Source organism: Candidatus Kuenenia stuttgartiensis, from assembly GCF_900232105.1.
GTDB lineage: Bacteria > Planctomycetota > Brocadiia > Brocadiales > Brocadiaceae > Kuenenia > Kuenenia stuttgartiensis_A.
In genome coordinates this window covers 2,406,972-2,419,087 of sequence record NZ_LT934425.1, presented here as the reverse complement: position 1 = coordinate 2,419,087, position 12,116 = coordinate 2,406,972, and the positions used below count along the sequence as shown (strand labels likewise).

General features: G+C 40.5%; 13 protein-coding genes and 1 pseudogene. All 14 read right to left on the bottom strand.

Features of this window, described 5'->3' with window-relative positions:
- Nucleotides 1-482: 482 nt before the first annotated feature.
- Nucleotides 483-644 carry a hypothetical protein gene (locus KSMBR1_RS22000; protein WP_197705171.1) on the bottom strand — a complete coding sequence of 54 codons (162 nt, stop codon included), beginning with the start codon at nt 642-644 and terminating at the stop codon, nt 483-485.
- Nucleotides 645-1,088: a PDDEXK nuclease domain-containing protein gene (locus tag KSMBR1_RS21995; RefSeq protein ID WP_197705170.1), complete on the bottom strand. Its 444-nt coding sequence runs from the start codon at nt 1,086-1,088 to the stop codon at nt 645-647. It abuts the gene before it with no gap.
- Nucleotides 1,085-1,714, bottom strand: coding sequence for a DUF1016 N-terminal domain-containing protein (locus KSMBR1_RS21990; RefSeq protein WP_197705169.1), 630 nt, complete (start codon nt 1,712-1,714; stop codon nt 1,085-1,087). The genes KSMBR1_RS21995 and KSMBR1_RS21990 overlap by 4 nt, the downstream gene beginning before the upstream one ends.
- Before the next feature lie 14 nt (nt 1,715-1,728).
- Nucleotides 1,729-2,001, bottom strand: a complete 273-nt coding sequence (locus KSMBR1_RS11100) for a hypothetical protein (protein WP_099325395.1) — start codon at nt 1,999-2,001, stop codon at nt 1,729-1,731.
- A gap of 165 nt (nt 2,002-2,166) precedes the next feature.
- Nucleotides 2,167-2,502, bottom strand: a complete 336-nt coding sequence (locus tag KSMBR1_RS11095) for a PD-(D/E)XK motif protein (RefSeq protein ID WP_157820536.1) — start codon at nt 2,500-2,502, stop codon at nt 2,167-2,169.
- A gap of 17 nt (nt 2,503-2,519) precedes the next feature.
- Nucleotides 2,520-4,496, bottom strand: a complete 1,977-nt coding sequence (locus tag KSMBR1_RS11090; protein ID WP_099325393.1) for a DUF2075 domain-containing protein — start codon at nt 4,494-4,496, stop codon at nt 2,520-2,522.
- A 4-nt stretch (nt 4,497-4,500) separates the two neighbouring features.
- Nucleotides 4,501-4,872, bottom strand: a complete 372-nt coding sequence (locus KSMBR1_RS11085; protein ID WP_099325392.1) for a hypothetical protein — start codon at nt 4,870-4,872, stop codon at nt 4,501-4,503.
- 22 nt (nt 4,873-4,894) lie between these two features.
- Entirely contained in the window at nt 4,895-5,296 is a 402-nt protein-coding gene (locus KSMBR1_RS11080) for a DNA cytosine methyltransferase (protein WP_211436314.1), read from the bottom strand.
- A 50-nt stretch (nt 5,297-5,346) separates the two neighbouring features.
- Nucleotides 5,347-5,448: pseudogene (locus KSMBR1_RS11075) on the bottom strand (type II toxin-antitoxin system HicB family antitoxin); the annotation flags it as partial.
- A 139-nt stretch (nt 5,449-5,587) separates the two neighbouring features.
- On the bottom strand, nt 5,588-6,319 hold the full coding sequence (locus KSMBR1_RS11070; protein ID WP_099325390.1) for a YggS family pyridoxal phosphate-dependent enzyme: 732 nt from the start codon (nt 6,317-6,319) through the stop codon (nt 5,588-5,590).
- A 32-nt stretch (nt 6,320-6,351) separates the two neighbouring features.
- Nucleotides 6,352-7,977, bottom strand: a complete 1,626-nt coding sequence (locus KSMBR1_RS11065) for a phosphohexomutase domain-containing protein (RefSeq protein WP_099325389.1) — start codon at nt 7,975-7,977, stop codon at nt 6,352-6,354.
- Between the two features lie 359 nt (nt 7,978-8,336).
- On the bottom strand, nt 8,337-9,242 hold the full coding sequence (locus tag KSMBR1_RS11060) for a DUF58 domain-containing protein (RefSeq protein ID WP_099325388.1): 906 nt from the start codon (nt 9,240-9,242) through the stop codon (nt 8,337-8,339).
- 157 nt (nt 9,243-9,399) lie between these two features.
- Nucleotides 9,400-10,404: an AAA family ATPase gene (locus KSMBR1_RS11055; protein WP_099325387.1), complete on the bottom strand. Its 1,005-nt coding sequence runs from the start codon at nt 10,402-10,404 to the stop codon at nt 9,400-9,402.
- A gap of 340 nt (nt 10,405-10,744) precedes the next feature.
- Nucleotides 10,745-12,115, bottom strand: coding sequence for an acetate--CoA ligase family protein (locus KSMBR1_RS11045; protein ID WP_164995664.1), 1,371 nt, complete (start codon nt 12,113-12,115; stop codon nt 10,745-10,747).
- Between the last annotated feature and the right edge of the window lies 1 nt (nt 12,116).

Sequence of the window (12,116 nt, the reverse complement as noted above, 5' to 3'; positions counted from 1 at the left end):
TCTCGTAGTATACTGATTGCTTCGGAAAAGACCCTCGCAATGACAAGCTGAGATCCCTGCAATGACAAGCCGAGCCCCTTGCAATAACAAGCTGATACCTTTTGGATGGCCCTACACATTTGAACCGGTACATAAACAGAAATGCCAGATGTTTCCGACTCGAAAGTAAGACTACAAAAAAAGCTTAAGTACATATATTACAACACTATATGGTTATAAAACCATTTTCATCGTTTCCGGGTGTCGCAAATGAAACATGATGACTGTTTGGAATCTGAAATTTATTTGTCATTTGTTCTGCCAATAGAAGGCTGGATTAAAAGGATAAAACGTTTGGGTCAGGCTTCGTCGTGAGCTCAGCCGAACGGTTACAAACCTGAGCCCACGAATGTAGTTTCCATTGCCATTACGTACCCAATCAGATACTTCACTATGTTCAGTACAAGGTTTGAGAACGAGTGGTGCTTCGGTAGTTTAATAGATTACGCTGAATAGCTACACAAGTTCTGAACAGGTATTTCCTTATCATGGTGCGCTTCCCATTCCCGTTGTGCATCTTCCAGTTGGTTTTTCAGTTCTTCTTTGGAAGGCAGATAAAGTTGATATTCCGATGCGTAGATATTGGAATCTTTCGGAAGTGTCAATTAAACCAGTTCATCACTTTTGCTGAGACAGAGCAGAATACCGACCGTTGGATTTTCCTCATCGAGTTTTACATAACGGTCGAAATAATTCACATACATTTGCATTTGACCCAAATCCTGATGTTTTAAGTCACCAATTTCGAGGTCAATTATAGTGTAACAGCGCAGAAGTCGGTTGTAAAAAACCAGATCTACATAAAAATGACGATTCTCGAAGGAGAAGCGTTTCTGGCAGGACTCGAACAGGAACCCCTTACCCAATTCCAGGAGAAAATACTCTATTTTGTCGATAAGAGCTGTTTCCAGATCATGCTCACTGAATGCTTTGCATTCTTCCAATCCCGTAAACTCTAAAATGTAAGGATTTTTGATCACATCCGCCGGTTTTTCGAGGAGTTGTCCATGTGTGGATAATCTTCTCACCTCCTCTTTGTCACGACTCAAAGCAAGCCGATCATAAAGAGCCGAGTTAATCTGACGTTCCAGTTCACGATATCCCCAGCCGTTTTTTCTGCGGCTTCAATTTCATAAAACCGCCTTTCTTCACTATTTTTAACCGTGAGAAGCGTGACATAATGCGTCCAGCCAAGCACAAAGCGAGCTGACAGTTTTGCCGTGATTTCCTGCAGGCATGCCCTTGTTTCTTGAGATTGGTCAGGCGCTGCCTGCCGAATCTTTTGGGTATCGACATTCAGAGATTGCGCAAACACAGTCTGTGTAATTTTTCCCCAGTTGTTTGTATCGATAGAAGATTGGTCAGGCGGTGCCCGACCAATCTCTTTGTAGGTTTCGTAAAACAGCCTGAACTGCTTCAAATTAGTTAGTGAAACACCTTTCAGCCCAGCCTGTTTGAGCTCCGCAGAAAGGCATTGAAGAAGTTTCTTGCCATACAGTTCCGCCCGCTCTGCACCGCCATTTTCAAACTCCACGATATACCAGCCAAAGAGCCAGTTGCGAATTACTAAAGCAATATCAACCGAACGGGCCGCCTGTTTCTGTAGTTCACTCTGTGTCTGCGCAAATAGCACAACCAGTTTTTCGAATCCAAATCCGTGTTTATCTGTATTCATCTGTGGTTCTTTCCCTAAATCGATCGGACATCAGTACATGGAGATAGGATCTTAAATATCCGCTCCAGATTGATCTTTACACTGTCGCTGCCGTATGAGCTATCGCGGAATACCGCACGCAGGGGTTTGCGTTTTGCCAGGCGTTTCACCAGCTCTTCGGTAATGCCGTTATCAAAACAGGTCGTCAGCACATTATCGTCCACAAAAAACACGGTTTTACCCTCAATCGTTTCTTTCACCGCCGGCAGGGTCTGTTCAATGTCCCGATCGATAAATACCTGAAACAACAAGTCTTCCGGCCTGCGGTCTTCCTGGCAAAATAGGGACAGAAATGTTATCTGCTTACTTTTCCAAATCTCCAGAAATGGTCGCTGTCCCTATTTTACTGCAAATATCTCTCTCCTCAATTCCCGGAAAGTCATTTTCTACTTTGCAGAATACATCCTGCCGAATTAAATATCCGGTGTGTTCGTAAAGATGTCAGAACTTAAATATTCTGAAACAGAATCAACAATTTGATTTAATATTTCGCCCGATTGTTGTCTTGCTTCCAATGAAAGATGATAGAGAAAATGATTTCCCATATCACGTGTGTCAAGTTGTCTTTCGCTGCTTATGTGAACTTTCTGATGATTGTTTTGATGAGTTGTTTTTATCTCAACGCTCCATGTTCCTGACTGCAAATCCCTGATTTGTTTTTCTGGGCCAACCCAAGAATTAAGAATGTTTAGAAAGTCAGAATTGGCGTGAAGAAACTTTCTAAGTATAGCCTTGTCCGCTTCATTCAAGAAAATAGAAATTACTGCTAAAGAGTTTTGATACCGATACTTTTTAGATAGTTGAAAGTTTTGTCGTAGTATTCTGGCTTTCTGGTATGGTCTTCAACATTTCCTTCCGGGAGAACGATTACCATTCCTTGTCGAGCTCTGGTTAACAATACTCTGTAAGCATTAATCAAATATCTTTTTCTTTCTTCCTTGTGAATGTTTTGCCATTTATTACCAACAAAAGAAAAAGTTCCCCATCCGCTTTCAGAATATCTTAAATCACCGTCCCAAGTAACACAAGCCCAATCCAACTCCAAGCCCTGAACATGAAATTCCGTTGCAACATCTTCCAAATAATAGGAAGAACGAACATCATCTTTACCCTCTAAAAACCAGTTTACAGGATTCATTGGGGATTTAACATCAATTGCAAGGGGCTTTAATCTTTGGGCTTGGGAGGATACTACTATTCCGTATCGTTCGGTTCCTCTTGATTTTTGTTTCAACCATTTCTTTGCTTTTGCTAAATCTCTTGTTAACATAATTGGATAATTTTCTGAGATAGATGATAGCGTTTCTTTTACTTCATCTACGTTTAAGTCCAAAAGTGATTTTACAAAAAAAGAAACTTTATCTGCCCTGAAAGACCGCATTGAAACAGAGAGATGTAAATCTTTATTATATTTTGTAACCCCTCTTTCTTGAAGTTTACTAATAGATTCGATTGCCGCATATTCACTATCAGTTAGGTTTGGTGAAATACAAACTTCCCAGTCAGTAAATTTACTGTAAATGGCATTTAACCATTCTGATATTCCTGCCTCTCCAGTATTTATTTCCTGCCCACCTCCAACTAAACAAACGATAACAGCCCAATCTTTATGTCTATCAAGGCAAGAAATGAGAAACTCTGGCTCTGAATAATTAAAATTACTCTGATTCTTTTTTTGCCTCATGAATTTAACGGTCTGATCTTTATTCCATGCCCTTTGTGCTTCATCAAAAATCGCAACATGATCATAAGGTGGATTTGGGTCTACAAGATAAGCATCTCTGTAATGATGAATTATTTGTATGAATGTTTTTACTCCTTTTTTCGCCTCTGATTTAGTTATTCTATTTCCAAGTTCTCTTTCCCGATTAACTTTGTCTCTTATCAAAGCTTCTTGAAGAATTGCTACTAAAGGAGCATTACCAGATAAATAAACACTTGTATTGTTTTTTTCATTATCTAAATGTAAGGTTGCCACTTTTAATCCTACTAAAGTTTTTCCAGCGCCAGGGACGCCCGTTACAAAACAAATTACTTTCTTGTTTTCGGATTTAGCATAGTCAATTATTTCAGATATAGCCGAACTTGTTTTACTCAGATTTATAGCTTCTGCGTCATTTCTGGTAATTTCTTCAACTGAATGATTGTTGTAAAGTGAAACGGCTGCTTCTATAATCGTTGGGGTAGGAGAATAACTTCCTTTCGCATACTCATCTCCATTTATTATTGTTTTACCACGAAAAAACAATAATGTATTCTTAATTGCATCATGTAAGTTATCCTTATTCGACTTTATAGGAAAAATCAAATCATCATTGTGCGGGGTTAAAGAAATCTCGTTTAATAAATATTTTGCTTCTGTTGCTACTAAAATCGGTGCTAAAACCGCGGAATGGCTTGGCTTGTGGAAGTTTTTCAAATCAAGAGCATAATCCCAAACTTGGTCAATGTTGTAACTTAAAAATTCTTTCTCCCCAACTTTAAATTCAATAACGAAAACAATATTATCAATAATAACTAAACAGTCTACACGCTTTCCCATTCTTGGGATTGAGAACTCAAAAAAAATTGTCCCGTAATATCCATCTAAAGCTTTCTTCAGAATAGGTATTTGTTGTTCCCACGACTTGTTTTGATTAATAGTAGAATCAAATTGATTAGATAAAGCAATCAAACCAATTATCTCTTCTATGCTTTTATTTTGAAAAGTTTCGATAGAATCCTTGTAATAGAAATTAAGCATATAGCTATTCTTTGGTTTCTACCGAATCATAGTTTTCAGTCTTACTTTCATCCATAAGTTTCAAAATACCATTTATCGTTTTCAACCTTTCCCGATACCAGTCATTTCTTCCATACACAAGAGGTTCAACTCGTTCTCCATTTCCGTTTCTCCAATTCATTGTCAAAATATTTTCAACTGCCTTTTGTGAAAACTGAGTAGGATATAAAACATTTTGGGCAATAATTTTTCCTTTTGAATCAGTTCCAACAGTTAAAGCGCCAACTTTAACAATTTTGTTTGCTTCTTCCAAAGTATTTAATTCCAATTCATGAGAGTAGATTTTATCTCTTTCTTTCAATTCCACAATTGTATTTTTAATATATTGTAAGTCCATTTTTAAAATTATTGTTTGATGTTTATGCCGCCTTACCCATCAGTGGCGGCAAGGCATTCCCAATTTGTTTAAAAGCAGCAGTTCTGTTTCTCCCCTCCTTTACTCCCTCGAAATAATAATCGTCAGGAAATGATTGCAGTCTGGCAGCTTCCCGAACCGAGATTGAACGATTTTGTTCTATATCAGGATGAATGTAATAATGTCCGTCTTTTGCAATATGCGCTACCACTGTCTGTGAATAATTCACATTATCAGCTACGACCTTAAATCTGTCTAAGAAAGCGTTTCTGTTTTTATGGGTTTTAAGCCTTTCCGGGAGATCGTTGTAATCGAGCCTCCCCATCTTGCTTTTCCATTTTTCTACAGCAATTCTATAAATTTCTTTATCCTGTTCTGTGTGTGGTCTTTTAATGTGTTGTGTCAAAACATCAAAACCATTTCTTATTTTTGCAAAACATAGATATTTTGCAATTATTCTTCCAATGTATCACCCTGTGTAAGACAACCAGGGATAGCCGGAACTTCTGCCCGGTAACCACCTTCTTCTGTCTTATAAACAACTACTTTTGATTTCACAGCATCACCTTTATTTCCATTGTTAACAATACATTTCTATCCTGAACCAGTACTGGGTGGATTAAGGAGCGGCCCTTTCGCGACGAATCCAGCAATAATATGGAGTATACTTTTTCAATAGTTCTTATGTTGCACAATCTCACTGGTCTTTTTTTTCTGATGGCCAGTAATATGCATCGGGAGTATTTCTTGCCCCGAAAATTGCCGTGCCAATTCTTACCATGTTTGCGCCTTCCTCAATAGCTATCTGGTAATCATTTGTCATCCCCATGGATAGGTAGTCCATTTGCACCCTATCGATCCCTTCCGTTACAATAGTATCACAAAGTGCTTTCAACACTTTGAAGCACTTCCGGATCTTTACCTCGTCCTTTGTAAATAACCCGATAGTCATAAGTCCACGAATATTTAACGTGTCATATTTTGCGATTTGTTTTATCAGGGATATTGCCTTTTCTGGTTCGATGCCATACTTGCTCTCTTCATGAGAAGTATTGACCTGCACAAGGATATCAAGCGACCTCACTTCCTGCATAAGCCGGTGATCGAGTTTTTCTGCCAGTGGAAGTCTGTCTACGGAATGTATCATATGTGCAAATTTCAGGGCGTCTTTTACTTTATTTGTCTGCAAATGCCCAATAAAATGCCATTCCACCTTTTCATCTTTCAGTTCCTGGTATTTTTTGAGCGCCTCCTGTATTTTGTTTTCGCCGATGATATTTCCGCCGGCCTTGATTGCTTCACGTATCCGGTCAACATCCACCGTTTTTGTTGCCATAACCAGGGTGATATCTTCCGGCTTCTTCCCTGTTTTAATTGCTGCATTGGCGATGTTTTGTTTTACATTCTCCAGATTTTCCTTAATCGACATATCTGCTCCCCTGTTCAAAATGATATTGCATCCTATTCAAGCGCCTCTTTTGTAATGGATTTTACGGCGTCAATCATTGCCGCCGCTTCACACTGAGATCTTGTTTCTGTATAAAATCTTACTTTTGGTTCCGTGCCGGACGGCCGAATCAAAAACCAGGAATTATCGTCCAGTACTATTTTAATGCCGTCTGTGGTGATAACAGAAGCTATTTTTTTCTTCTTTTCACCTATCAAAAATTCTTCACCTGTTTTAAATCTTTCCAGTAGTTTAGAAAGTTTTTTTGCGAGCGGTTCCCCTGCCAGAGAACGCGCGACCTCAATTCCTGCCCTTTCAGGATAGTATGCGCCGAATTCTTCTTCCAGCATGCAAAGATATTCACTGATGTTTTTTCCTGTAACAGCCATCATTTCAATGGCGATCAAAAGGCCAAACAAGGCGTCTTTTTCAAGGGTATTGTTGTATCCGGTTATTCCGTCGCTCTCTTCGTAGGCGACAATTGCCCTTTCACTGGCTTTTTGTAACATATAGGGCCTAAAATTCTTAAACCCTACGGCCGTTTCTTTTACCGGAATACTCAGTTTTTGAGCAATGGCATTTCCAAAATTACTGGTTGCTACCGACTTTACCAATACGCCGAAAATATTTTTATACGTATGTAAAAAGTGGAGCGCCGTCGCGCCAAAATGGTTTATGGTGATATCTCTGTTTCCGTCAGTAAATCGTATTCTGTCTCCATCCGGGTCAATAACCACGCCCAGCTTAAATCTGTTTCCTCTTCCCTTCAGCATATCCATTGCCGGTTGTATGTTTCTGGCAGAAGGCTCCGGAGAAATGCCGCCAAACAAATAGTCGTCTTCAGTTCTCAGATAAGATATTTTATTGCTTTCTCCGAGAATTGAAGCAGGTCTTTTTCTTGATGCGCCGTGAACATGATCTATGCAAATAAAACAATCTTCGTTTTGAATAAATCGCCTGATTTTCTCAATATCCAATGTACCCCGGCGCAGAAGAAAATCTTTATAAAGTTTTATGGTATCTATCTTCTCTACATCTCCGGGCAAAATTGCCGGTATGGTTTTGTTGTTTGCCATTAATTGGTTTGCATTCCTTTCAATGACACTTGTGATCTCAGTGCCGGCAGGGCCGCCATCGGCCGGATTAAACTTAAATCCGGCATAATTGGAAGGGTTGTGCGAAGGGGTTAAATTTATCGAGCCGGCGGCATTTACCATTTCAATAGAGGCTGATAATTCAGGTGTGGTCGCTTCACCTGTGTAATACACCTTGATGCCTTCCTTAGACAATAAACCCATAACAGCATTTGCAAATTCAGGCCCAAGGAACCTGTTATCGTGTCCCACAATTATGCCGCGTTTTTTTATATCCCCGAAATTCTCCGCCCCTAAAGCGCTCAGTAATTCAGCGCTTGCGTTTTTAAACATTTCAATTATTGCGGTGGTTACTATGCGCACCGTATGAAAGGTGTAGTCTGTGCCCATTTCTCCTCTCCAGCCGGATGTCCCAAAAACGATCTTTGCCGGAGCGGTGTTTTCTTCCGCAAACCTCTTGATTTCACTCAGTAAATTGGCATTTCCTTTTACATCTGACAGGATAGACCTCCAACATTCTTCCGCATTCTTAAAATGATGTGCCATGCATTATATCCCCCAAAAAAGTGATAATAAACAGATACCTAAGCTGGCATAGCCAGAAACCAAACAAACATGAAATGAAAAATACGAAATTCGAAGTCCGAGATACGAAACAAATTCTAATGACAAAATGATGTAAATTCTAAACAAGTACACCTTTCGTATCGTACATTTCATGCTTCATATTGTTGCCTGCCTGTGCGTGACCGCACGCAGACAGGGATGTTTTGGATTTGTTTTGAATTTTATGCTTTGTTATTCGAATTTGTTTCGCATTTCGTGTTTCAGATTTTACAATTATCAGATTTCACCATTAAATATTTTACCAAATAATGCAAAGAAATTACTGATACCGTGGTGCGTCATATCTTGATGATTGAACGGAGGACATTTTCCCTTCGCGCCAAAAACTGAATTAACGTTTGGTCAAGAGGTGTGGAAGAATCTATCAGCCAGTAATCTATCTGATTTTCCAGGCATGTTTTTTTGAATTGATCAATAAAGCGGTTTATTTCTGCCAGATACCGGTCTTTTATCGTCTTTGGGTCTGCCAGTATCTTTCTATCATCTTCCATCGATTCGAAATAAGTAATCGTTTCAAACGGGAAAGTGAGTTCATAAGGGTCCAGAATGTGAAATAATAATACTTCGTTCTTTTTAAAATGGAAATATTTTAATTGCCGTATAATTTCTTCCCTATTATCAAAAAAATCAGATATGATGATAATTAATGAACGATGGCGGATCTTTTCAGCAAATTCTTTAAGAACGGCGCCGATATTGGATGCACCACCAGCCTCTAATCCTTCAAGTGTTTTGATTATCGCATAAAAATGGGAAAGTCTCGACCGCGGAGGCACATACTGCTTCATGCCTTCGCGGAAACAAACCAATCCCACAAGATCGGACTGCCTTAGCAGCAGATACGAGAGAGAGGCCGCAAGGGTAATTGCATACTCAAGTTTGCTTACCCCTTTTGACTTATATCCCATAGAACCGCTGGCATCGACAAAGAGGTAGCTTTTAAGATTTGTTTCTTCCTCGAATTGTTTTACATAATATTTATCAGTCTTTGCCTGTACCTTCCAGTCAATATGTTTTATCTCATTGCCGGGAGAATACTCTTTATGCTCAAGGAATTCGATGCTGGAACCGGTGTAAGGACTTTTATGAATGCCGGACATTACCGCATCCGCTACCAGCCTTGCGCGCAATTCCATATTCGCAATCTTTGAGAGTGTTATTGGATCGAAAGGATTTTCAGGCATTTTTTAGAAGTAGTCTATAGTATGCAGTCGGCAATCCACAGTCTTCAGCCGGCAAATTGCCGATTGAGGACTGTGGTTTGTGGACTGCGCGATGTGAGGAATCTTAAGATTCCTCACTTTGGTAGAGCGGTTGAGGCTATATTGCGCCGTGTTTCATTCATTCTTTTATGGCGTCAACCAACTGGTCGATAATGTGAAGGGTTGTTTTCCCTTCGGCTTCTGCATGAAAATTCGTGATAATGCGGTGTTGTAATATGGACTTTGCAAGCTTGCGAACGTCGCTGCATGTCGCTGCATACCTGCCATCCAGTATTGCCCTGGCCTTACCGCCAAGGATAAGATATTGCGACGCACGGGGGCCTGCCCCCCAGCTAATCCATTTTTTAATAAAATCAGGCGCCTCCGAATCGTTTGGCCTGGAAGCGCGAACCAATCTTACGGCATAGTCAAGCACATGATCAGCAACGGGCACCCTGGTAACCAATTCCTGAAGATGTATTATTTCTTCGGGACTGAATACCTTAGAAACACAGGGTTTAAAAGCAGATGTGGTGGTTCTCACAATTTCTATTTCCTCCTCCCTGGAAGGATACTCTACATTAATCTGAAACATAAACCGGTCAAGTTGTGCTTCAGGCAGAGGATAGGTGCCTTCCTGTTCAATGGGATTCTGGGTAGCAAATACCATGAAAGGGGGATCAAGTTTATAGGTAGCGCCGCTTGCAGTCACTTTGTTTTCCTGCATCGCCTGAAGGAGGGCAGCTTGCGTCTTTGGAGGTGTGCGATTAATTTCGTCCGCAAGCAAAATATTGGAGAAGATAGGGCCTTTAATAAATTTGAAAAACCTTTTTCCCGTATCGTGATCCGTCTCTAAAATATCTGTGCCTGTGATATCCGCAGGCATGAGGTCTGGCGTAAACTGTATACGATTAAACTTCAAATTCAAAACATCTGCTAACGTACTTACCAGTAATGTCTTCGCAAGGCCTGGAACTCCCACAAAAAGACAATGCCCTTTGCAAAAAAGGGCAACGAGAAGTTCGTCAATAACGTCTTCCTGACCGATAATGACCTTTGCAATTTCCTTTTTAATCCTTGTACGGCCGTTTACTATCTTTTCAATTGACTGGAGGTCGGATTTTTCTATTTCAAGGGGTGCCATAAAGAATGATATTTTCTATAAAGGTAATGGCCGCCATGTTCTCTGTTCAAGAACTATATGTTTATTATTTATCGGCTTAAGACACGGTAGCAATTCTACCAGGGTAGGGGCGAAGCATTTGCCAGTTTAGGTACGAACGCATTTATGACAATTTATGGCAAATGCTTCGCCCTTACAGTTTGTATAAAGAAAAAAAAGAGCGTCGGTGTCGAAGCTGCTCAGATAAGCCCAAAACTGAGCGATATACTACCAAGGCTTTTCCCCGGCACCAACGCCCTATTATTTTTACCAAAAATCAGTTTAATTGTGAATGAAAATTTTTAATTTATCTGCCTTTCCTTTAATGCGCCTGCAACATCTTTCTCTCCAACAACATGCCCATGGCCTTTGCGCTTCTTTCCGGAGAGGGGTATACGGGATAATGCCGTTCTTCCAATAACCGTTTTATCTTCGTGGCGAAAACTCCGCCAACGGTACACACAACAGCGGGTTTCCCCGATGCCTTCATTGTCTCATCAATAACGGATACAATTTTCTCAGACATCCCTTTCGGCGACATAAGCGGTATAATAATAACCGCGTCATATTCATCGCTTTCGACCATACAAGTTTGCAAAACAACGCGATAATCATCATCGCACGCGCTTCCCGTTAAGTCTACCGGATTATTCACAACGTAAAACTTAGCGAATTTCTCCTTTAATTTCTCCTTTAATTCAGGCGAAGGAGGCGTCACTTCCAAACCGTTTTGGGCGCAATAATCCGCCACAATAACGCCAAAGCCCCCTCCATTTGTTACGATTAATATTTTGTTACCCATGGGAGGGGATTGCATGGAAAGGGCCTTTATCCCGTCAATAAATTCTTCAAGGCCATTTGCCTCAATAATGCCTGCCTTCAGAAATGCCGCTTTATATATTTCATAGTTTCCTGCAATTGCTCCGGTATGCGATTTAGCAGCCGCTACCCCTGCAGCGCCCTTTCCTACTTTCAACGCTACAATAGGTTTTTCCCTGGAACAGGCTTTTGCGGCTTCAATAAACCGTCTTCCGTGATCAACCGATTCCATATAAATGGCTACAACTTTTGTATGATGGTCTTCCTTTAAAAACGGCAAAAGATCGGACTCTCCCACATCCATCCGGTTTCCGTAATTCACCATTTTAGCGATACCTATTCCCTCCTGGGCCGCTAAATCCAATACAGTGATGGCAAATGCCCCGCTTTGCGAAAGAATTGAGAGGGCGCCTCTTTTTGGTTTAGTAATCCTTTCCCATGACAAGAAAGATGTGGTAAAGTTCGCATAATTATCTAAAACCCCCAGGCAGTTGGGGCCTATAATGCGAATATTATTTTCAAGCGCAACTTTCCGGATATCCTCTTCCATTTGAATACCCTCTGCGCCCATTTCGCGAAATCCCGCACTGATTATTACGGCATAATGGACTCCCTTCTGCGCCTGCTGCTTCACGATTTCCAATACAAACGAAGCCGGTATTGCAATAACGGTAAGCGCAATTTCCTCAGAAATATCAGACAGTGCAGGAAAACATTGTAAGCCAAAAACTTCCCTATATTTTGGGTTTACGGGATAAATTCTTCCGGCAAAACCCATATCTAGAAGATTTTTCAGTATAATTCCAGGCACACTGCCGGTTTTTTCCGTAGCACCGATAATGGCAACCGATGAGGGATTAAAAAAAACGTCCATG